We start from the raw sequence: 19,067 nt of genomic DNA, 5'->3' as shown, positions 1-19,067 counted from the left end.
TCGCGGACCGAGTGAACACCACCATGACCACTTCCACCAGCTACCAAAAACGAAGCAAGGACGACCTGGCCCGCCGTGTGGCGCAGGACATCCACGACGGCGCCTACGTGAACCTGGGCATCGGCCAGCCGACCCTGGTCGCCAACCACATCCCCGCGGGCCGCGAGGTCATCCTGCAAAGCGAGAACGGCATCCTGGGCATGGGCCCGGCGCCCGCTGCGGGCAATGAGGACTACGACCTCATCAACGCCGGCAAGCAGCCTGTGACGCTGCTGCCCGGCGGCGCGTATTTTCACCATGCCGACAGCTTTGCCATGATGCGCGGCGGCCACCTCGACATCTGCGTGCTGGGCGCATTTCAGGTCTCGGCCACGGGCGACCTGGCCAACTGGAGCACGGGCGAGCCGGGCGCCATCCCCGCCGTGGGCGGCGCCATGGACCTGGCCATCGGCGCCAAGCAGACCTGGGTGATGATGGACCTGCTGACCAAGCAGGGCGCCAGCAAGGTGGTGGCGCAGTGCAGCTACCCGCTCACCGGTGTCGCCTGCGTCAAGCGCATCTACACCGATCTGTGCACACTGGCATGCACGCCAGCGGGCCTGCAGGTCATCGACACGGTGGACGGGCTCACGCATGCCGAGCTCGAACGCCTGGTGGGCCTGCCACTGCTCGCTGCCGCCTGACCCCTTTCGTCCATCACCGCTTTCATCACAACCATCCTCAGGAGACAAGAACCATGAGCCAGCAAGCCTTTATCTGCGACGCCATCCGCACCCCCTTCGGGCGCTACGGCGGCGCGCTGTCCAGCGTGCGCACCGATGACCTGGGCGCCATCCCGCTCAAGGCGCTGATGGCGCGCAACCCCGGTGTGGACTGGGCCGCGGTGACCGACGTGCTGTACGGCTGCGCCAACCAGGCCGGCGAAGACAACCGCAACGTGGCGCACATGTCCAGCCTGCTGGCGGGCCTGCCCATCGAGGTGCCCGGCGCCACCATCAACCGCCTGTGCGGTTCGGGGCTGGACGCCGTGGGCTCGGCCGCGCGCGCCATCAAGGCCGGCGAGGCGGGCCTGATGATTGCCGGCGGCGTGGAGAGCATGAGCCGTGCGCCCTTCGTGATGCCCAAGGCCGAGACGGCCTTCAGCCGCAACAACGCGGTGTACGACACCACCATCGGCTGGCGCTTCATCAACAAGCTGATGAAGGAAAAGTACGGCGTGGATTCCATGCCCGAGACGGCCGAGAACGTGGCCGTGGAGTTCGGCATCGAGCGCGAGGCGCAGGACCGCATGGCCCTGGCCAGCCAGCTCAACGCCGTGGCCGCACAGAAGGCCGGCCACCTGGCGCGCGAGATCACGCCCGTGACCATCCCCCAGAAAAAGGGCGATCCCATCGTGGTCGACAAGGACGAGCACCCTCGCGAAACCAGCCTGGAAGCGCTGGCCAAGCTCAAGGGCGTGGTGCGGCCTGACGGCAGCGTGACGGCCGGCAACGCCAGCGGCGTGAACGACGGCGCCTGCGCCCTGCTGCTGGCCGACGAGGCCAGCGCCGGCAAGTATGGCCTCAAGCCCCGCGCCCGCGTGGTCGGCATGGCCACGGCCGGCGTGGCGCCGCGCATCATGGGCTTCGGCCCCACGCCCGCTACGCTCAAGGTGCTGGCGCAGACCGGCCTGACCATCGACCACATGGACGTGATCGAGCTCAACGAAGCCTTTGCCGCACAGGGCCTGGCCGTGCTGCGCGCCCTGGGTTTGAAGGACGACGACGCGCGTGTGAACGCCTGGGGCGGCGCCATCGCCTTGGGCCACCCGCTGGGTGCCAGCGGCGCGCGCCTGGTCACCACCGCCGTCAACCGCCTGCACGAGCACGCGGGCCAGTACGCGCTGTGCACCATGTGCATCGGCGTGGGCCAGGGCATCGCCATCATCCTCGAGCGCGTCTGACCCGCAGCTTGTCTACAGGAGCCCAGGCCGTGCCCACCACCTTGTTGCAGACCCCCGCCGGGGCCTTTCGCGTCGCCATCGACGGCCCCGAGGGCGCACCCGTGCTGGTGCTCTCCAACTCCCTGGGCACCACCCTGGAGATGTGGGACGCCCAGGCCGCGCGCCTGGCCCGCGACCACCGCGTGCTGCGCTACGACACGCGCGGCCATGGCGGCAGCGTCGTCTCGCCCGGTCCCTACCGCTTCGAGCAGCTGGGCGGCGATGTGCTGGCCCTGCTCGACGCCCTGCAGGTCGAGCGTGCCAGCTTCTGCGGCATCTCCATGGGGGGCTTCACCGGCCTGTGGCTGGGCGTGCACGCCGGCCACCGCCTGAACCACCTGGTGGTGGCCAACAGCGCCGCCAGGATCGGCACCGAAGAGGGTTGGCGCACGCGCGCCGCCCTGGTGCGCGACAAGGGTGCCGCCGCCATGGCCGAGTTGGCCGCGTCGTCTCCCGGCCGCTGGTTCAGCGAGGCCTTCGTGGCCGCGCAGCCCGACCTGGTGCGCCGCGCCCAGGGCTGGATCGCCGGCATCGCCCCCGAGGGCTATGCCGCCTGCTGCGAGGCGCTGGCCACCAGCGACCTGCGCGGGGACATCGCCCGCATCGCCGTGCCTACCTTGCTCATTGCCGGCGTGGCCGACCCCGTGACCACGGTGGCCGACGCACGCGCCATGCAGGCCGCGATACCGGGCGCGCAACTGGTGCAGTTGCCGGCATCGCACCTGTCCAACCTGGAAGCCCCGGCCGAATTCGACGCCGCACTGGCCGCCTTTGTGGCCTGAGCACTGAAACACGCCACCCCTGCCACCGCGCCGAATGGCGCGTGTGGCGCCCGCTGGCTGGGCGCAACCCTGGCCACCCCTGAACATTGGAAGGAAGAACCCCCATGACCCAAGCAAGCAGCCTGCGCGAGCGCGTCCTCATCACCGGTGGTGGTGCCGGCATTGGCGCGGCCACGGCCGAGCGCTGCCGGGCCGACGGCTACGAGCCCGTGGTCATTGACCGTGTGGTCGACCACGTGCCCGGCGGCATCCAGGCCGACCTGTCGAACACCGCCGACACGGCGCGCGCGTTGCAGCAGGCCCTGGCCGGCGGCCCCATCACGCGGCTGGTGAACAACGTGGGCATCGTGGTGCCGGCCGAGGCCGAGCAGCAGACGCTGGACGAGTTCGACCTGGCCGTGGCGCTGAACCTGCGCTGCAGCCTGCAGTGCATGCAGGCCCTGCTGCCCGGCATGAAGGAGGCGGGGTTCGGGCGCATCGTCAACATGTCCTCGCGCGCCGCGCTGGGCAAGGAGCTGCGCACCGCGTATTCGGCCACCAAGGCCGGCCTCATCGGCATGACGCGCGTGTGGGCGCTGGAGCTGGGCCGCCACGGCGTCACGGCCAACGCCATCGGCCCCGGCCCTATCCGCACCGAGCTGTTCGACCGCGCCAACCCGCCCGACGCGCCGCGCACCCGCGCCATCATCGAATCCGTGCCCGTCAAGCGCGTGGGCACGCCGGACGACGTGGCGCATGCCGTGTCGTATCTGCTCGATGCGCGCAGCGGCTTTGTCACCGGGCAAGTCCTGTATGTCTGCGGCGGCATGACGGTCGGCGTGGCCGGTGTCTGACGCCCCGGCATTTTTCCCCCGAGGTCCTGCAGTGCCAGCGGCCTTGCCTTCCCCCATTTCTAACCGTGTTCAGGAGATGACATGAACCCCATCCGTATTCCCTCCACCCGCCGCACCCTGCTGGCGGCCCTGGCCACCGCCGCCGTCGGCGCTGCCATCCCTGCCGGCGCCCTCGCGCAAGCCGCCTACCCGAGCAAGACCGTGACCATCGTCGTGCCGTTCGCGGCGGGGGGCACCACCGACATCCTGGCGCGCATCATCGGCCAGGCCCTGACCACGGAGCTGGGCCAGCCGGTCATCGTGGACAACCGCGCAGGCGCGGGTGGCAACATTGGCGGCGCGCTGGCCGCCAAGGCGCCGGCCGACGGCTACACCCTGTTCATGGGCACGGTGGGCACGCACGCCATCAACGCCAGCCTGTACAAGAAGATGCCCTTCGACCCGATCAAGGACTTTGCGCCGCTCACGCGCGTGGCCAACGTGCCCAACCTGCTGGTGGCCAACCCGGCCCAGCCCTACAAGAGCGTGAAGGAACTCATTGCCTACGCCAAGGCCAACCCCGGCAAGGTGAACTTCGGCTCGTCGGGCAACGGCAGCTCCATCCACCTGTCGGGTGAGTTGTTCAAGTCGCTGGCCAAGGTGGACATGGTGCACGTGCCCTACAAGGGCAGCGCCCCGGCCGTCACCGACCTGCTGGGCAACCAGATCGGCATCATGTTCGACAACATGCCCTCGGCCATCCAGCACGTGCGCTCGGGCAAGCTCGTGCCCATCGCCGTGACCACCGCCAAGCGCTCGCCCGAGCTGCCCAACGTGCCCACCATCGCCGAAGCCGGCGTGCCCGGCTACGAGGCCACCTCGTGGTTCGGCATGTTCGCGCCCACGGGCACGCCTGCACCGGTGCTGGCCAAGCTCAACACGGCCCTGGTCAAGGTGCTCAACCAGGCCGAGGTGAAGAAGAAGATCAACGAGCAGGGCGCCGAGACCTACAGCGAAACGCCCGCGCAGTTTGCCGCCTTCATCCAGGCGGAAAGCGTGAAGTGGGGCAAGGTGGTGCAGGAGTCCGGCGCGAGTCTGGACTGACCCCCTGCGCCGCTGCGCGCCACGGTGCGTCCGCCAGAGGCGGCCGCTCTTCGTTGCCGCCCAGGCCTGCGCAGGCAGGCTTGGAGCCGCGGCACCCAGGCCCCGAAGGGGACGCCACCCGTGGCATGGCAAAGCCAGTTCCATGGTGGCGCTGGTGTGGCCAAGCGCCCATCACCATCCCCAGCCGGCCGAGCGGCGTGCGCGCCGTGGTCGCCATGCCCCACTTCCGGCCCCGCCGGGCCGCACCATGCCCGAGCGCGACAAGCGCCGCCGGCTGCGCCTGGCCGTGGACCAGGGCATCGCCCGAACCCCGGGCGCGTGGTTCTCCTCCCGCGCCAAGTACGCCCACCACCTGCGCCTGAACATCGCCCGCCCCTGCTGCCAGGGCGCAACAACAGGCGATGGATGAGTCCAATTGGAATGAGAATGGAGCCATGAAAATAGCAAGCGCTGCTGCCGGACTTTTGGCCTGCCTGGCTGGATTGGCGGCCTGCCTGTTTGCCTATGCCCAGTATTCGGACTACAGGGAGAAGGCCGAGTTGGAGAGCTTGGTATTCAACGCGCAGAGCCTGCAACAGCAGTTGGAAGATGCTTTCAGAAAGACCGGCAGGTTTGATGACGGGGTCACCGCGGGTGAAAGTTTCAAGGCCCAAAAGGTATCCGTCAGGAACGGAACGATTGCCGCGACGGGCTCTCTGGGCCAGTTGCTGGTGTTGGTGCCCCAAGTGGATGGCGCTGTGGTGCGATGGCAGTGTTATGCCGCCCCTGAAAGGGCAATACCACGCAATTGCCTTGCGAAGTGATCTGATCTTGCTTTGGGCATGGTGCAGCGACTACGTTGTGGGTGACTGGGGATGTGAATATGGAAGGTGGAATGAAATGGGGGGCTCTGGCTTTTATGGTCGGCCCTCCTTTGGTTTTCTTTCTGATTGCGTACTTTTCAAAGAGCAGAGGGGTGTTCCAGTGGATGGTGACACTGGTGTTTTTGTATTTCTGCTTTGTTTGTACTTTCGCTATCGATGCTCTGTTCAGAGCAGTAGGAAAGGAGGCGCATCGGACCGGCCGATCTTCTGAAGCATTCTCTGCAGGGATGGGCACCCTGTTTGATAGCCTCTCGGAAATCAGGTTGGGGCTGCTCGCCATGGGTGCATTCATGTGGCTGCTGGCGATGTGTGGCACCTATCGGTTCAAGGGCTGAGCGCGAACCACCGATTCCCCCGGGGCCACCCGGGGCCCCAGCCAGATCTATGGGATGACCGATGTCTAAACGCTTTCGCCTGGCACTTTGCTTCCTGCTGCTTGGCAGTGTCCTGGCGTGCGATGAGTACACGCCGCACAACTATGTGCCGGCGGGGGGAATCGTGCCGGATGCTGACACGGCGATCAAGATCGCTGAAGTGGTTGCCGTGCGCATCTACGGCCAGGACCGAATTGACAGGCAAAGGCCGCTTCGCGCATCGCTGTCGTGGGGGACGTGGACCGTTGTAGGAACCTTGCCACCACATCTCGTGGGTGGAACGGTGGAGATCGACTTGTCGAAGGCCGACGGGCGGGTGAGCCGCGTGACGCACGGCAAGTAGTTCGGGATTTGTGACATGGGTGCTCCACGATGGGGCTCTGCCGATGGGATCGCTGGGCAGGCAGGACTGTTTGCGACCCACTCACCCCCAGGGCTGCGCGGGCCTCGGTGCTCAGCCACCCACGCGGTACACCCGTCCGGTCTGCCCCCCTTCCACGCTGCGCAGGTAGGCCAGGGCCACGCGCACCGCGGGCACGGACTCGAAGCCCGGGAAGAAGGGGCCGTAGCTGCCCACCGACTCGGTCAGGATGGTGGGGCTCACGGCATTGATGCGCAGGCCGCGCGGCAGCAGCTCGATGGCGGCAGCCGCCACGAAACCGTCGATGGCGGCATTCACCGCCGTGGCGTTGGCGCCATTGCGGATGGGTTCGATGCCCACGATGCCGCTGGTCAGCGTGATCGAGCCGCCCTCGTTGAGGTAGTGCTGGCCCAGCAGCGCCAGTTGCACTTGGCCCAGGAGCTTGTCCTGCAGGCCCAGGTTGAACTGCTCGGGCGTCATCTCGGCCAGAGGGCCGAAGTGCAGGTTGCCGGCGGTGCTCACGATGGCATCGACCTTGCCCACGGCCTTGAGCAAGGCGGCCACGCCGCCCGGTTGCGCGAAGTCGGCGCGGTGCATGCCGCTGTTGCGGCCCGCGGTGATGACCTCGTGGCGCGCCGAGAGGTTGGCCAGAACGGCCTGGCCGATGGTGCCGCTGGCGCCGATGAGAAGAATCTTGCTGGTGGAGGACATGGCTTGTTCCTTTTGCGGGTGTTGCCCGAAAGCGTTGAAGAAGCCTGGATTGTTTTGTGAATCAATAAGCGCATAAAGTACAGTAAAGTTCTTCTTGAACTAACCCAGGGTTTGCAATCCCCATGGACAAGCTGCGCAACATGGAGGTCATGGTGGCCGTGGTCGAGGCCGGCAGCTTTGCGGCCGCCGCGCGCCAGCTGGACATCTCGGCCGTGATGGTGGGCAAGCACATCCGCCAACTGGAGGAGCACCTGGGCGCACGCCTGTTCCAGCGCAGCACGCGCCAGAACAGCCTGACCGAGGTGGGCGCGGCCTTCTACGAGGACTGCCGGCGCGTGCTTGAACAGGTGCGCTGGGCCGAGTCGGCGGTGGAGCGCAACCGTGCCGTGCCCCAGGGCCTGCTGCGCGTGAGCGCGCCCTTCACGCTGGGCAACCAGGTGATCGCGCCGCTGGTGGCCGACTTCCTGCTCGCCCACCCGCAGGTGCGCCTGGAGCTGCAGTTGACCGACAGCGTGGTGGACATGGCGGGCGAGGGCTTCGACGCGGCCGTGCGCATCGGCGCCATTGCCGACGAGGGCCTGGTGGCCCGGCCGCTCAAACCCTACCGCATGGTGATCGCCGCGACGCCCGGCTACCTGGCGCGCCATGGTTGCCCCGAGCGCGTGGCCGACCTGGCGCAGCACCAGTGCCTGAGCCATTCGGTCTGGCAGCGGCGCGTGGAGTGGACGCTGTACGACGATGGCGGCAAGGCCTTCCAGTGGCCCGAGTTGGCGCGCTTCACCTGCAACCAGGGCGACGGCCTGCGCCAGGCGGCTCTGCGCGGCCTGGGCCTCATCATGCAGCCCGAGGTGCTGCTGGCCGAGGAGATCCGCGAGGGCCGGCTGGTGCCGGTGCTCACCCGCTGCGTGCCCGCACCGCGCCCGGTGCACCTCGTCTATGCGCCCGACCGGCGCCAGTTGCCCAAGCTGGCGCGCTTTGTCGAGTTCGTGGTGCGGGTACTGGGGCAGCCTGCGGCGTAGGCGCCGGCCTGCGGCAGCTCAGGCATCCCCGCCGTGGAATTTCTCCCACGCGATGGACTCGATGTGCCCCGTCGGTTCATTCGATTGCTCGTCGAGCAGCTTGTACATGATCTGGTGCTGGTGGATGGAGGCGCTGCCTTCCAGCCCGAGCAGCACGGTGTAGAGCGCGTCGGTCAGCGCACCGTTGACCACCGTGCGGGTCAGGGCGATCTGCGCTTCGGTCAGGCCCGCCTGCTGGAGCGCGGCGATGCGCGAGATGCTGAAGGTGGGGTTGAAGTAGCCGGCCAGCAGGTGCTCCTTGAGGTCCTTGAACTCCTGGGCAAAAGTCTCCGGCGTGATGGAGAAAGCGGGGTTGCTCATCAAGATCCTTCTACCCCGGGAGGCTACAGATTGCGCACCTTGCACGCCGCCGAAATCATGCGCCGCGACCACTCGCTGGACATGTCCTTGAACAGCACCGGGGCCTCGCCCTCCTTGTACTCCTCGCGGCCGACGCTGGGGCCGGCCCACTCGGGCTGCGCGTAGTACGCAAGCCACAGGTACCAGGCCTTGCGCGAGGGGCAGTCGACCACGACCTTGGCGTAGTAGGAGCGGTATTTCTGGCCGCGGAACGAGGTACGCTGCTGGTCGCGCGAGACGCGCAGGTCGAGCACCACGCGCTGGTCCACGCCGATGGGTTCGGGCAGGATCTCGATCAGGTTCTTGCCCGCATCGGCGCGGTCGCCGCTCAGCGTGAACCAGCCGTCCGAGGAAACGGGCCGCTGCTGCGGTTGCGGCTGCTGGCCCCCTGCCAGGGCTGCGATACATAGAACAACGGCGCAGAGCATGGGAGGCGTGGGGTGTGTCCAGGGACGGTGGCAGCAATCGGAAAAAATCATTATCACTGAGGCAGGCGCTCAGTTTCTCCCTGTTACAACAGGGCGCGTGCCGGGCCATGGCGTGCCCACCCGTTCAGGTGTTGCGCCAGGCCGATGATTCTGCTAACACCCAGTCGCGAAACGCCACCAGGCGCGGCTGCCCGGCCGCCGCCGGGGGGTAGGCCAGCCAGTAGCTGTAGTCGTTGGGCAGGTCGAGCGCAAAGGGTTTCACCAACCGCCCCGCCGTGATGTCGGCCGAGGCCAGGAACATGCGCCCCAGCGCCACGCCCTGGCCCTCGGCAGCGGCCTGCAGCACCAGGGCCGAATCGCTGAACCCCGGACCTGCGCGCACGATGGCATCGGCCCCGCTGCGCGTGGCGCCGGCCAGTGCCAGCCAGCGCGGCCACAGGTCGCCCGGCTGGTCGTGCAGCAGGGTGTGGGCCTGCAGGTCGGCCACCGTGGTCAGCGGTGCCTGCGCCAGCAGCGCCGGGCTGCACACGGGCGACAGGCGCTCGCGCGAAATCAGGTCGGCCTGCAGGCCGGGCCAGCGCCCCAGCCCCAGGCGGATGGCCAGGTCGAAGCCGTCGTGCGCAAAGTCGTGCAGCCCCAGCTCGCTGGTGATGTGCAGGTCGATGCCCGGGTGCAGCGCTCGAAAGCGTGCCAGCCGCGGCACCAGCCAGCGCGCCACGAACGAGGGCAGGGCGGTGACGCGCAGCGGGCCCACCAGGCTGTGGTCGTTGCCGGCCACGCGCTCGGTGGCGCTGGCCAGGGCGTCGAGCAGGCGGCTGAGCTCGGGGGCATAGGCCTTGCCGGCCGCGGTGCGGGTGAGCGTGTGGCCCTGGCGCTCGAACAACTTGAGCCCCAGCCACTCTTCGAGCTGCCGCACCTGGTGGCTGATGGCCGCCTGCGTCACGTGCAACTCGTCCGCCGCCCGCGTGAAGCTGTGGTGGCGCGCCGCGGCCTCGAAGGCGCGCAGGGCATTCAGCGGGGGCAGGCGGCGGGCCATTGCGTGGGGTCCTCTCCATCAATATTACTTATCGATAGCATGAGATTACATCGTTTGGCAACAGTGCGTGTGGCCGCTGTAATCGGCGCTTTCTCCCTCCGTTGTTGTATTGGAAGCGCCGCCCATGATTGCCCTGTCCACCTGGCTCCTGATCCTTGCCTTTGCCGTGCCCATGATCGTCAGCCCCGGCCCGGGCAATACAGTGTTGGCCGCATCGGGCGGGCAGTTCGGGCTGCGGCGCACGGTGCCGTTCTGGATGGGTTTCGAGGCTGGCAACCTGGTGTGGTGCCTGGTCTACGGCTTTGGGCTGAGCGAGGTGTTCGCGCGCAACCCGGCCGCCTACACCGCGCTCAAGTGGGGCGGCACGGCCTACATCGTGTACCTGGCCTGGTGTTTCTTTCGCAGCGCGGGCGCCACCGAGCGGCAGGACCTGCGGCCGCTGGGTTTTGTCGACGGGTTTGTCTCGCTGAGCCTCAACCCCAAGGTGCACTCGATGATTCTGGTGATGTTCTCGCAGTTTCTCTCGCCTGCGCTGCCGCTCTCGGCCCAGGTGCTGCAGATGGCCGTGGTCTTCGTCGTGGTGGGCCTGGCCTGCCACTTCGTGTGGATCTATGGCGGGCAGGTGCTCTTCAGCCGCGCGCAAAGCCCGCGTGCCATTCGGCTGCAGGGGCTGGCGTTCGGGGCGTGCATGCTGGTGGTGGCGGGGGTGATGGCGGTGTCGTGAGGGGGCGGCCGGCCAGGGCCTGCCATTCGATTCACCGATATGGGGTGACAGCCCACTAGCCGCAGTCAACCTGCAGCCCCCATCAAGCCCTGCCCCCGATGGCTCCAGATGCCTGCCTTTCATGATGGACAAATTCCTGCTTGGACTGCAGCCTGTCGGCGTGTAGGCTAGATTTTGACAATCAGCCCCCAGCGGGCTTTCGACGCTATGCGGCGATGTTTCTCCGCTTTCCCTGGAAGCCCACATGCCGACGATCAGACACCATCGCGAAGTCCAAGCCATTGCCAGACGGGTGCTCGCAGACCTGGGCGAGACCATCACCCCCGACGATAGCGAGAGGACAATCGCCGCGCGTGCGACCTCGATGATGAAACGCCTTGGCATAACAGCCACTTGGTACTACGACTGCCCGGCGTTTGTTCTTTTAGGTTCCCGGAGTTGCTTGTCCGTGTCAGGTGCGAACTATGTGCCTGAAAGCGAGCCCGTCGGCGCCACCAATCTCGTCACCGTCGACTTAAGTCCGTCGCTGAATGGAGCCTGGGGAGACTGCGCCCGCAGCTTTGTTGTCGAAAACGGTCGGCACACGGATATGCCCACATTGCCTGAGTTCAAGCGGGGTTTGGACGCAGAGCGACAACTACATCGGCGAGTGATCTCTTTCGCAACCAGGGAAACAAGCTTCGAGCACCTGTTCGATTTTGCGAACGCGGAGATCGCCGCCCTTGGCTTCGAAAATCTGGACTTCTCAGGCAACGTTGGACACAGTATCGAATCCTCTCGAATAGATCGTCGATTCATCGAGGCGGGTAACAGCGCACGGCTCGGCGATGCAAAGCTGTTCACGTTTGAACCTCACATCCGTGAACTGGGAGGCCAATGGGGCTTCAAGCATGAGGACATTTATTTCTTCGGGGCCGATGGGAAAATTGCCGCTCTCTGAGGCCGCGTTGGGCATGTGGCCACCGCACATGGATTTCAGTACCATCTTGGCCACGGGTTAGCCCACTCCAACCGCAAAGTCTCTATCTATGCAGAAGATACTGCTCCTGGGAGGGTCGGTGTTTGTCGGCCGCGCGTTGCTGCAGCGATTGATCGCACAGGGCTTCGACCTCACGGCGGTGACGCGTGGGTTGGTTCAGGCCGACTGGGGCGCTGCACACCACATCGCCTGTGACCGGCGGGATGCGCACCAACTGGCATCGCGCTTGCGCGGACACACTTTTGATGCAGTGGTCGACGCTTCTTGCTACGGCCCGGAGGATTGCCGTGCGCTCCTTGCCGGGCTGCAGGCGATGCCCACCACCTATGTGTTGCTCAGCTCTGCCGCGGTCTATGAGCGGTCCACCGCGCCACTCCCATTTTCTGAGGCATCGCCTGCACACGGGGATGGCATCTGGGGAACCTATGGCCGCGACAAGGCCGCGGCCGAGACAGTGCTCTCCGAATCCTCGATACCTCGCCAATTCGTGGTTCGGCCGCCGTACATCCATGGCCCCGGGAACAACCTGGACCGGGAGCGCTTCGTGTGGGCCAGACAGCTGGCGCAGGACCCGATTTTTGTCCCTGCAGACGGGGAAACGCTCATTCAGTTCGTGGGCATTGACGATTTGACGCGCGCCATCGTCGGATTCCTGGACCCGCGGTGTGCCGTGGCTCCCGGAATCTACAACCTGGCATCACCAACGTACGTTTCCTTCAACCAGTACATCGCACTTCTTGGGCAGATCGCCGGTCGCCAGAGCCATGTCGTTCATGTCTCGGACTCCACCATCCCGGCACGGGAGTATTTCCCCTTCCGCAAGGCGCACCTGATCTTGTCGACGCAGAAACTGGGTACCTGGAGCGAGCGACCTCAGACACCGCTTGTGGAGGGTCTGCAGGCAGCATTCGATTGGATTTCCGCTTCCTCCAACTTCACCGTGGAGCCATCGCCAAGAGAAGTAGACTTGCGGCGCCTTTACGCACCCAGTGCGTAGTTTTTGGCACCACCTGTTTGCGCGGCCGCACACTAAGTTGCCACCCGCGCACGCCGGCTGGCCCAGGCCAGCAGCGCCCACCCTGCGAGTACGACGACGACCGCGATTCCCACCGCATACACCGCTACGCCGCCGTACCCGCCCACCTTCTCCGGATTCAGGAAGGGGTAGGGGTACCACCCCACGGCAGCGCCGCGCACCATCGAATACGCGAGGTACATGCCCGCGAACCCCACCACCCAGCGCAGCGGCCGCACGCCCACGGTCGGGCGCGGCGGCCACAGCAGCCAGTCGAGCAGCACCACGACGGGCATCACATGGTGCACTACCGAGTTCACCCAGGGCCTCAGCTCGCCCAGATCCACGCCGCGCAGCAGCAGCGCGAACACGACGCCGACCACCAGCATGCAGGTGGCGGTCACGGCGCGCAGCGATTCGAAAGCGGCCGAGGGCCGTGCGTGCGTCCATTGGCGGCATGCACCCGCGATCAAGACGCCAGCGGCCAGCAGGTTCGACAGGTTGGTGAAATAGCTGAAGAAGTTGAGCACGTTGTAGCCCAGCCCCACATGCAGCCACAGTTGCCAGCCGACGGCAGCGAGCGTGAGGAGGGCGAATGCCAGGCGGAGAACGGCGGTGAGGGGTGTGGGGGTCATGGTGGATCGGCGTTGATGGCGACGAAGCTGCCGCGTGGTCGAAATTGCGCAATCGATGCATTCAGCCCGTTAATTTAAGCCCATCGAGGCGACCGTTTTCTCCCACTTTGCGCGTGCAGGGTTGACGGAGGCTTGTGTGCGCGCGCAGCCCCTTGCATCACACCCGCCACGCCGGCAGCTCCCAATTGCGCCACAGCGCCAGGCCGCGCAGCCCGGCCGTGGCCAGCACGCAGGCCAGCAGCGGGGCCCAGGGGGGCATGTCCATCTGGCGCAGGGCCACGTCGATCCAGCCGCCGGCAAACGCGCACAGGGCATACGGCCGGTGGTCGCTGAACGCCTGGGGCACCTCGTTGCACAGCACGTCGCGCAGCACGCCGCCGAAGACGCCGGTGGTCACGCCCATCATCACGGCGATGATGGGGGGCATGCCCACGGCGGTGGCGGTGTCGATGCCCACGGCAGCGAACAGGCCCAGGCCGATGGCGTCGGGCAGCAGCATGGCGCGCTCCGTCGGCTTGAAGTGGCGCTGGCGCATGAACAGCATGGCGCACACGCACAGCGCCAGCAGGCCCCAGATGAAGCCGGTGTGGCGTATCCAGAAAAACGGCCGCTGGTCCAGAAGCAAATCGCGCAGCGTGCCGCCGCCGAAGGCTGCCACAAAGGCCACCACGCACACGCCCACCACGTCCATGCGCTTGCGCGCCGCGGCGATGATGCCCGACAGCGCGAAGGCAATCGTCGCCGCCACTTCGATGAAAAAGCGCAGCGTGTGAATCCAGGGGGCGTCGAGCAGGTCCATGGGCGCGATTGTGCCGCGCGCTGCCCGGTCCAGGGGCTATGCCAGTGCGTGCACCAGCAGGCCCAACACACAGCCGGCCCAGCCCAGGGCACCGATGCGCCGCGCCCGGCGCAGGCTGCCCTCTGGCCACTGGTTCATGGCCAGCACCAGGCCCCAGCCCAGCACCATCCACGATGCGAGCATGATGGCGATGCCTGCGGCCGGGCCGGCGACCACCGTGGCTGCAGTGGCCTGCAGCGCCAGCGTGGCCAGCGCCAGGCCCCAGGCCTTGCGCTGCGTTGGCGGGCCGGCGAGGGCATCGCCCCAGGCCCGGGTGGCGGTGGCCTGGGCCCAGTGCACCAGGGCCAGCAGGCAGGCGGCGGCCGCGCAGGCCAGGGCGAGGGTGTCGTTCATGCTGCCGGCTCCGCGTGCTGCGTGGGCTGGGCGGGTTGGGTGGCGGGCACCGATGCTGTGTGCTGCCGCCGTTGCCGCCGTTGCCGCCACAGGCGGTGCAGCACCGCGACGCCCATGGCCAGGCACAGGGCCGCAGCGATGCCCCACACGGTCATGCCCGAGCGCCAGGCCAACCACGCCAGCGCCGCTGCGGCCAGGGCCGCCAGCACGGCGGCGGCGCGCGGCCACCAGGCCTGCAGCGTGGCGGCGGGCAGCACCAGGAAGAAGGCGGTGAGCAGGCCCAGCATGCCGGCCCCGCGCGCGGGCTCGCCCGCCGCAAGGGCGATGCGCAAGGACTCGGCCGCCAGCAGACCCGCAAGCCAGAACGAAAGGGCCTGCGTGGAAGGCATGGAGGGCCAGCGCCACCGCCAGGGCGCGGTGCGGCGGTGTTGGTTGTGATGTGTTCCGTGGCTGCCACCGCTGCTGTCGCGGCGGCGATTCGCCTGCACCCGCGCCGGGCCGATGAAGGCGGCCAGCCCCGCCAGCACAACACCCAACGTCACCAGGCTGGCCAGCATGGGCCACTGCAGCGGGGCATCCAGCACCAGGCCCGCCGCGCCCGCCAGCCCCAGCAGCACGCCGGCCGCGCCCAGTGACACGCGCCACAGCGCCAGGTGGCGCAGCGCCCAGGCCGCGAGCAGCGAGGTGATGAGCCAGGTGGCGATCAGCGTCCACACGGCCCACACCGGCCGCTGTGCCAGCGGCGGCAGGCCGGCCGGCGGCCACAGGTGCACGAGCACGGCCACCAGCACCGCAGCGGGCACGGTGGCGTGCAGCGCGAGGAAGCAGCGCACCATGAAGGATGCGTTGGGGGCGGCCGGCTTCGTCATGCCTGCTGCCTGCCCTGCACGCCCGCCTGTTGCTGTGCGTCACGCTGGCGCTGCCGGCGCGAGTCCAGCCAGATCAGCGTGCCCGAGAGGGAGAGAAACGCCGGCGTCATGCCCAGAATGAAATACAGCCACTTCAAGGCCAGCCCGCCGAAGTCGCCGAAGTGCAGCGGCTCCATGAGCCCATTGACCAGCGACCAGAAGCCGGCCGTGCGCGGGTCCAGCGCCTTTTTGGGCGCACCCGTGGCTGCGTTCATGTCCACCCGCGCCGTGCTGGCCAGGTGGCCGGCCAGTGCGCCGGTAAAGCTGGCCTCGGCCGCGCTGGTGCCCCAGCGGCGCAGCGACACATAGCGTGCCTCCAGCCCCGGCACGGCCTGCTGCGCGCTGCGGTACAGGGCGTCGAGCGATTGCATGGGGGCAGGTTCTGCCGCGGGCGGCTTGCGCGCGGCACTGGCCGCAGGCGCGCCCGCCATCACGTATTTGGTTCCCTGCTCGAACAGCGGCGCCAGCCCCAGCCAGGCGCCCGTGGCGGCGATCAGGATGTGAAAGCCCAGCCCCCAGATGCCGGCGGACTTGTGCAGGTCCGACATCACCACCCGAAAGCTGCGGCCCCAGCGCTGGGTGAACAGCTCGGCCAGGATCTTGCGGTGGATGACGATGCCCGTGCCGATCAGCACCAGCATGGCCACGCCCAGAAAGCCCACGATCCAGCGCGGCCCGAAGAACAAGAACACATGCAGCATGCGCAGGTACTGGCCGAGCTGGCTGTCCACCGGGCCCACCACGGCGCCCGTGTCCGAGCGCAGGGCCACCTTGGTGCGCTGGCTGGCGGGGGCGCCGCGCTCGCGCACGTGGGCGAAGTAGTTGGGGTTCACCTCGTCAGGCAGGGCGATGGTCTCCACCGTGGCGCCCGGGTAGCGCGCCTGCAGCTGGGCCAGCACCGCATCGAGCGGCGCGGGCGGCTGCGTGCGCGGCAGCCCGGCCAGCGAGGGGTTGGCCCACAGGTCGATCTCGTTCTTGAACACCACCACCGCGCCCGAGAAGCAGACGATGAACATCAACAAGCCCGTGACGATGCCCGCCCACGAGTGCAGGACGAAGAGGCGGTTCAGGGTGCGCTGGCTGGTCATTTCGGCTGGCGGTGGGGAGTGAACGGCTTCAGAAGAAGTACGTCAGCCCCAGGCTGAAGTTGCGCGGCAGTGCGGGCGAGACCACGTTGGCGTTGATCGCGCCGTCGTAGTAGGCCTTGTTGAACAGGTTCTTCACCCCGGCCGTCAGGCGGTAGTTCGGCCCCGCGTAGCTGATCGAGGCATCGGCCACCACGTACGAGGGCAGAGTGAAAGGGTACGAGCCGATCTGCTCGCTCACATAGCGCCCGCCCAGGCCCAGCGTCACGCGCGGGTTCTGCGGCAGCTTGTAGGTGGCCCAGGCCGTGAGCGTGTGGCGCGGCGTGAGGTTGAGCGGCAGGCCCACGATGGTGGCGTTGTTGTCGCGCGTGACCTTGGTCTGCGTGTAGGTGTAGGCGCTGGTGAGCTTTACGCCGTTCTTGAGGTCGGCGCCCACTTCCACCTCCAGCCCGCGCGCACGCTGCTGGCCGGTCTGCACGCTGAAGCCGGTGTTCACCGGGTCGGCCGTGGTCACGTTCTCGCGCACCAGGTCGAAGAGGGCCAGCGCACCCGTGAGCTGGCCGCCCGGGGCCTCGTACTTCACGCCCGCCTCCCACTGCTTGCCGGTCTCGGGCACAAAGGGCGTGCCGTTGAAGGCCAGGCCCGAGGTCGGCAAGAAGGACTCGCCATAGCTGCCGTACGCTGCCCAGCCGGGCGTGAACTCGTACACCAGGCCGGCCGACAGCGTGGTGGCGCTGTCCTTTTGCTGTGTTTGCACGCGCGTGAGGCGGTTGTCGATGTCGTTGGTCGACCAGTCGCGGCGCAGGCCCACCAGGGCCGTCCAGCCCTGGCCGAACTTGATCTGGTCCTGCGCATACAGGCCTGCTACGGTGAGCTTGCCGGGCGCATCGTTGGTCAGCGCCGCCGAGCAGTTGGCCTGCACGCCGTAGGCCGGCGCGAACAGGTCCAGCGCCGCGATGGAGCAGCTGCGGCTGGCCAGCAGGCTGTGGCCGCTGCGCGCATCCAGGCCCGTCACCAACTGGTGCTTGGCGCCCAGCGCCTCGAAGCGCGTGAGCAGCGAGGTGTCGGTGGCCAGCAGGTCGTAGTCCATGTACTGGCGCGAGGCGCTGCGGTTCTGCAGCCGCTGGTTGGCCTGCAGCGCCTGGTTGGAGACAAAATTGCCCGTGCCCTTCTCGGTCTCGTAGCGCACGTTCTGGCGGAAGGTCATCGCGGGCGAAACCTGGTGCTCCAGCGCATAGCCCAGCGTGGTGCTCTCCACGTCGTACACGCCGAAGGCCGGCTCGCCCGTGAACAGGGTGCGCGACAGCGTGCCATTGCGGTTGGGCAGCAGCGTGCCATAGGGCGTGATGCCCTGCTGGCGCATCCACTCGCTGCGGCTGTAGGTGGCGAACAGCACCAGGTCGGTCTGCGCACCCAGGTCGATGGACAGCGACGGCGCGAACCAGCGGTCCTTGCGGTAGACGAACTGCGTCGGGTCGTCGGCATCGGTCACCTGCGCATTGATGCGCAGCGCCGTCTTGCCCGACTCGGACAGCGGCCGGTTCACATCGGCCTGCAGCGTGCGCTGGCCGAAGCTGCCCACCTCCACCCCCACCTCGCTCAAAGACTCCTTGCGCGGGCGCTTGCTCACCGCATTGACGATGCCGCCCGGCTGCACCTGGCCATACAGCACCGAGGCCGAGCCCTTGAGCACCTCGAAGCGCTCGTAGCCATAGGGCTGCAGCTTGGCCCACATGCCGGGGCTCTGCACCAGGCCGTCGACCAGGATCGATTCGGTGGAGCGAAAGCCGCGGATGTTCAGGTCATCAAAACCCCGGCGGCCAAAGTTCACGGGGCTTACCCCCGCCACGGTCTGCAGCGCCTGCTGCACATTGGTGATCTGGCGCGACTCCATCTGCTCGCGCGTCACCACGCTCACCGACTGCGGCGTCTCCAGCCGCCGCATGGGTGCCTTGCCGGCCGTCTGGGCTTCGACCGGGGCAAAGCCCATGTCTTTTTCGGTGCTGGCGTTGATGCGCACTTCCTTCAGCTGGGGCGCGGTGGTGGCTGAAGCGTCAGCGGCTTGGGCAAAGGCCGATTGCGCCAGGCACATTGCCAGCGGCGTCAGGGCGAACAGGCGGACGGTGCGGGCGGGTGTGCGGGACACAGGCGCGCGCGAACGCAGCGCGGCGCGGGAGGGCGAAGAGGGCATGGAAAGGGTCCGGGATGACAACAGGAGCAGCGGGCGCTGGCGGGCATCCTGATGGCGGGACACTTGGCTTGCGAGAGGGTATGAATTGTAATGCGAATGAATCGCGTTTGCGAATAATTGTAAAGTCGATCTGTTGGCCTGCGGGGTCAATGGTAGGGCGCTGCAATCAATTCCTGCCGTCGGATACTGTCAGCGCTACGCCGTACAAGGGGCAACGATGGACTGCGAACACAAGAGAGCACGCTATACAACGCTGATGGCCAGCGATGTCCAGCGCGATGGCATGGGGCCGGAGTTGCGGTCGACAATGCAGGGGCAAGCCCGCCCCGTTGCCGAAGTCTTCTACTCAGACGCCGAACACACCTGGACGCTGAATACCTTCGACTGCGACGTTCCGTTGGAAATCATCGAAGAACTGATTGCCGAGGTGAGGCGTCGGCTTCCGCCCAAGGCTGCGGCCTAACCGAT

At 67.4% G+C, this 19,067-nt stretch carries 24 protein-coding genes; 14 read left to right on the top strand and 10 right to left on the bottom strand.

Annotation, left to right across the window (positions count from 1 at the left end; translation table 11 throughout):
- The first annotated feature begins 23 nt into the window (after positions 1–23).
- The 9 genes from AC07PF_RS08415 to AC07PF_RS08375 all read left to right on the top strand — a co-directional run bounded on the left by AC07PF_RS08415 (position 24) and on the right by AC07PF_RS08375 (position 6,259).
- Positions 24–683, top strand: coding sequence for a 3-oxoacid CoA-transferase subunit B (locus AC07PF_RS08415; RefSeq protein WP_492231388.1), 660 nt, complete (start codon positions 24–26; stop codon positions 681–683).
- 53 nt (positions 684–736) lie between these two features.
- Complete coding sequence (pcaF, locus tag AC07PF_RS08410) at positions 737–1,942, top strand: 3-oxoadipyl-CoA thiolase (protein ID WP_494605799.1); 1,206 nt, start codon at positions 737–739, stop codon at positions 1,940–1,942.
- A 29-nt stretch (positions 1,943–1,971) separates the two neighbouring features.
- On the top strand, positions 1,972–2,763 hold the full coding sequence (gene pcaD / locus AC07PF_RS08405; protein WP_007856469.1) for a 3-oxoadipate enol-lactonase: 792 nt from the start codon (positions 1,972–1,974) through the stop codon (positions 2,761–2,763).
- 104 nt (positions 2,764–2,867) lie between these two features.
- Positions 2,868–3,596, top strand: a complete 729-nt coding sequence (locus tag AC07PF_RS08400) for an SDR family oxidoreductase (RefSeq protein WP_494611522.1) — start codon at positions 2,868–2,870, stop codon at positions 3,594–3,596.
- Between the two features lie 81 nt (positions 3,597–3,677).
- Positions 3,678–4,679, top strand: coding sequence for a Bug family tripartite tricarboxylate transporter substrate binding protein (locus AC07PF_RS08395; protein ID WP_494611521.1), 1,002 nt, complete (start codon positions 3,678–3,680; stop codon positions 4,677–4,679).
- A gap of 247 nt (positions 4,680–4,926) precedes the next feature.
- The gene (locus AC07PF_RS08390; protein ID WP_494611520.1) at positions 4,927–5,088 is read left to right on the top strand and encodes a hypothetical protein; all 162 of its coding nucleotides are present in this window, start codon (positions 4,927–4,929) and stop codon (positions 5,086–5,088) included.
- A gap of 25 nt (positions 5,089–5,113) precedes the next feature.
- Positions 5,114–5,482, top strand: a complete 369-nt coding sequence (locus AC07PF_RS08385; protein ID WP_494611519.1) for a hypothetical protein — start codon at positions 5,114–5,116, stop codon at positions 5,480–5,482.
- 59 nt (positions 5,483–5,541) lie between these two features.
- Positions 5,542–5,877 carry a hypothetical protein gene (locus AC07PF_RS08380; protein ID WP_494611518.1) on the top strand — a complete coding sequence of 112 codons (336 nt, stop codon included), beginning with the start codon at positions 5,542–5,544 and terminating at the stop codon, positions 5,875–5,877.
- A gap of 61 nt (positions 5,878–5,938) precedes the next feature.
- Positions 5,939–6,259 (top strand): NTF2 fold immunity protein, encoded by a 321-nt coding sequence (locus AC07PF_RS08375; protein WP_494611517.1) that lies wholly within the window; start codon positions 5,939–5,941, stop codon positions 6,257–6,259.
- Positions 6,260–6,370: 111 nt separating this feature from the next.
- Here AC07PF_RS08375 and AC07PF_RS08370 read toward each other — a convergent pair whose 3' ends face one another.
- On the bottom strand, positions 6,371–6,988 hold the full coding sequence (locus tag AC07PF_RS08370) for a short chain dehydrogenase (protein ID WP_494611516.1): 618 nt from the start codon (positions 6,986–6,988) through the stop codon (positions 6,371–6,373).
- Positions 6,989–7,110: 122 nt separating this feature from the next.
- On the opposite strand from AC07PF_RS08370, the gene AC07PF_RS08365 reads away from it, so the two are divergent.
- Complete coding sequence (locus tag AC07PF_RS08365) at positions 7,111–8,007, top strand: LysR family transcriptional regulator (RefSeq protein WP_494611515.1); 897 nt, start codon at positions 7,111–7,113, stop codon at positions 8,005–8,007.
- Between the two features lie 18 nt (positions 8,008–8,025).
- Here the strand turns inward: AC07PF_RS08365 and AC07PF_RS08360 are convergent, their stop codons facing one another.
- The 3 genes from AC07PF_RS08360 to gcvA form a co-directional block, all read right to left on the bottom strand.
- Positions 8,026–8,367 (bottom strand): hypothetical protein, encoded by a 342-nt coding sequence (locus tag AC07PF_RS08360; protein ID WP_494611514.1) that lies wholly within the window; start codon positions 8,365–8,367, stop codon positions 8,026–8,028.
- Positions 8,368–8,390: 23 nt separating this feature from the next.
- Positions 8,391–8,834, bottom strand: a complete 444-nt coding sequence (locus AC07PF_RS08355; RefSeq protein ID WP_494611513.1) for a surface-adhesin E family protein — start codon at positions 8,832–8,834, stop codon at positions 8,391–8,393.
- Positions 8,835–8,958: 124 nt separating this feature from the next.
- Positions 8,959–9,870, bottom strand: coding sequence for a transcriptional regulator GcvA (gcvA, locus tag AC07PF_RS08350; RefSeq protein WP_494611512.1), 912 nt, complete (start codon positions 9,868–9,870; stop codon positions 8,959–8,961).
- A 124-nt stretch (positions 9,871–9,994) separates the two neighbouring features.
- On the opposite strand from gcvA, the gene AC07PF_RS08345 reads away from it, so the two are divergent.
- The 3 genes from AC07PF_RS08345 to AC07PF_RS08335 all read left to right on the top strand — a co-directional run bounded on the left by AC07PF_RS08345 (position 9,995) and on the right by AC07PF_RS08335 (position 12,570).
- Complete coding sequence (locus AC07PF_RS08345) at positions 9,995–10,594, top strand: LysE family translocator (RefSeq protein WP_007856456.1); 600 nt, start codon at positions 9,995–9,997, stop codon at positions 10,592–10,594.
- 244 nt (positions 10,595–10,838) lie between these two features.
- A complete protein-coding gene (locus tag AC07PF_RS08340) occupies positions 10,839–11,534 on the top strand; it encodes a M24 family metallopeptidase (protein ID WP_145695672.1) in 696 nt (231 codons plus the stop codon).
- A gap of 88 nt (positions 11,535–11,622) precedes the next feature.
- The gene (locus tag AC07PF_RS08335) at positions 11,623–12,570 is read left to right on the top strand and encodes an NAD-dependent epimerase/dehydratase family protein (protein WP_494611511.1); all 948 of its coding nucleotides are present in this window, start codon (positions 11,623–11,625) and stop codon (positions 12,568–12,570) included.
- A 32-nt stretch (positions 12,571–12,602) separates the two neighbouring features.
- On the opposite strand, the gene AC07PF_RS08330 is transcribed toward AC07PF_RS08335, so the two are convergent.
- The 6 genes from AC07PF_RS08330 to AC07PF_RS08305 all read right to left on the bottom strand — a co-directional run bounded on the left by AC07PF_RS08330 (position 12,603) and on the right by AC07PF_RS08305 (position 18,599).
- Positions 12,603–13,223 (bottom strand): Pr6Pr family membrane protein, encoded by a 621-nt coding sequence (locus AC07PF_RS08330; protein ID WP_494611510.1) that lies wholly within the window; start codon positions 13,221–13,223, stop codon positions 12,603–12,605.
- Positions 13,224–13,380: 157 nt separating this feature from the next.
- A complete protein-coding gene (locus tag AC07PF_RS08325) occupies positions 13,381–14,022 on the bottom strand; it encodes a trimeric intracellular cation channel family protein (protein WP_007856451.1) in 642 nt (213 codons plus the stop codon).
- A gap of 36 nt (positions 14,023–14,058) precedes the next feature.
- Entirely contained in the window at positions 14,059–14,415 is a 357-nt protein-coding gene (locus AC07PF_RS08320; RefSeq protein ID WP_494611509.1) for a hypothetical protein, read from the bottom strand.
- Positions 14,412–15,284 (bottom strand): hypothetical protein, encoded by an 873-nt coding sequence (locus AC07PF_RS08315; protein WP_494611508.1) that lies wholly within the window; start codon positions 15,282–15,284, stop codon positions 14,412–14,414. The genes AC07PF_RS08320 and AC07PF_RS08315 overlap by 4 nt, the downstream gene beginning before the upstream one ends.
- Positions 15,281–16,411 (bottom strand): PepSY-associated TM helix domain-containing protein, encoded by a 1,131-nt coding sequence (locus AC07PF_RS08310; RefSeq protein ID WP_494611507.1) that lies wholly within the window; start codon positions 16,409–16,411, stop codon positions 15,281–15,283. The genes AC07PF_RS08315 and AC07PF_RS08310 overlap by 4 nt, the downstream gene beginning before the upstream one ends.
- A gap of 28 nt (positions 16,412–16,439) precedes the next feature.
- Entirely contained in the window at positions 16,440–18,599 is a 2,160-nt protein-coding gene (locus AC07PF_RS08305; protein ID WP_494611506.1) for a TonB-dependent siderophore receptor, read from the bottom strand.
- A 256-nt stretch (positions 18,600–18,855) separates the two neighbouring features.
- On the opposite strand from AC07PF_RS08305, the gene AC07PF_RS08300 reads away from it, so the two are divergent.
- A complete protein-coding gene (locus AC07PF_RS08300) occupies positions 18,856–19,062 on the top strand; it encodes a hypothetical protein (protein ID WP_494611505.1) in 207 nt (68 codons plus the stop codon).
- Positions 19,063–19,067: the final 5 nt, after the last annotated feature.

This window comes from Acidovorax sp. GW821-FHT10A04 (assembly GCF_059415825.1).
The sequence above is the reverse complement of the archived record's forward strand: the minus strand, read 5'-3'. Positions and strand labels throughout refer to the sequence as shown.

Bases quoted from the DNA above. Each gene is read 5' to 3' on its own strand.
- AC07PF_RS08415 (WP_492231388.1), top strand. From the start codon at position 24: ATGACCACTTCCACCAGCTACCAAAAACGAAGCAAGGACGACCTGGCC.
- pcaF (WP_494605799.1), top strand. From the start codon at position 737: ATGAGCCAGCAAGCCTTTATCTGCGACGCCATCCGCACCCCCTTCGGG.
- AC07PF_RS08400 (WP_494611522.1), top strand. From the start codon at position 2,868: ATGACCCAAGCAAGCAGCCTGCGCGAGCGCGTCCTCATCACCGGTGGT.
- AC07PF_RS08395 (WP_494611521.1), top strand. From the start codon at position 3,678: ATGAACCCCATCCGTATTCCCTCCACCCGCCGCACCCTGCTGGCGGCC.
- AC07PF_RS08390 (WP_494611520.1), top strand. From the start codon at position 4,927: ATGCCCGAGCGCGACAAGCGCCGCCGGCTGCGCCTGGCCGTGGACCAG.
- AC07PF_RS08385 (WP_494611519.1), top strand. From the start codon at position 5,114: ATGAAAATAGCAAGCGCTGCTGCCGGACTTTTGGCCTGCCTGGCTGGA.
- AC07PF_RS08380 (WP_494611518.1), top strand. From the start codon at position 5,542: ATGGAAGGTGGAATGAAATGGGGGGCTCTGGCTTTTATGGTCGGCCCT.
- AC07PF_RS08375 (WP_494611517.1), top strand. From the start codon at position 5,939: ATGTCTAAACGCTTTCGCCTGGCACTTTGCTTCCTGCTGCTTGGCAGT.
- AC07PF_RS08370 (WP_494611516.1), bottom strand. From the start codon at position 6,988: ATGTCCTCCACCAGCAAGATTCTTCTCATCGGCGCCAGCGGCACCATC.
- AC07PF_RS08365 (WP_494611515.1), top strand. From the start codon at position 7,111: ATGGACAAGCTGCGCAACATGGAGGTCATGGTGGCCGTGGTCGAGGCC.
- AC07PF_RS08360 (WP_494611514.1), bottom strand. From the start codon at position 8,367: ATGAGCAACCCCGCTTTCTCCATCACGCCGGAGACTTTTGCCCAGGAG.
- AC07PF_RS08355 (WP_494611513.1), bottom strand. From the start codon at position 8,834: ATGCTCTGCGCCGTTGTTCTATGTATCGCAGCCCTGGCAGGGGGCCAG.
- gcvA (WP_494611512.1), bottom strand. From the start codon at position 9,870: ATGGCCCGCCGCCTGCCCCCGCTGAATGCCCTGCGCGCCTTCGAGGCC.
- AC07PF_RS08345 (WP_007856456.1), top strand. From the start codon at position 9,995: ATGATTGCCCTGTCCACCTGGCTCCTGATCCTTGCCTTTGCCGTGCCC.
- AC07PF_RS08340 (WP_145695672.1), top strand. From the start codon at position 10,839: ATGCCGACGATCAGACACCATCGCGAAGTCCAAGCCATTGCCAGACGG.
- AC07PF_RS08335 (WP_494611511.1), top strand. From the start codon at position 11,623: ATGCAGAAGATACTGCTCCTGGGAGGGTCGGTGTTTGTCGGCCGCGCG.
- AC07PF_RS08330 (WP_494611510.1), bottom strand. From the start codon at position 13,223: ATGACCCCCACACCCCTCACCGCCGTTCTCCGCCTGGCATTCGCCCTC.
- AC07PF_RS08325 (WP_007856451.1), bottom strand. From the start codon at position 14,022: ATGGACCTGCTCGACGCCCCCTGGATTCACACGCTGCGCTTTTTCATC.
- AC07PF_RS08320 (WP_494611509.1), bottom strand. From the start codon at position 14,415: ATGAACGACACCCTCGCCCTGGCCTGCGCGGCCGCCGCCTGCCTGCTG.
- AC07PF_RS08315 (WP_494611508.1), bottom strand. From the start codon at position 15,284: ATGACGAAGCCGGCCGCCCCCAACGCATCCTTCATGGTGCGCTGCTTC.
- AC07PF_RS08310 (WP_494611507.1), bottom strand. From the start codon at position 16,411: ATGACCAGCCAGCGCACCCTGAACCGCCTCTTCGTCCTGCACTCGTGG.
- AC07PF_RS08305 (WP_494611506.1), bottom strand. From the start codon at position 18,599: ATGCCCTCTTCGCCCTCCCGCGCCGCGCTGCGTTCGCGCGCGCCTGTG.
- AC07PF_RS08300 (WP_494611505.1), top strand. From the start codon at position 18,856: ATGGCCAGCGATGTCCAGCGCGATGGCATGGGGCCGGAGTTGCGGTCG.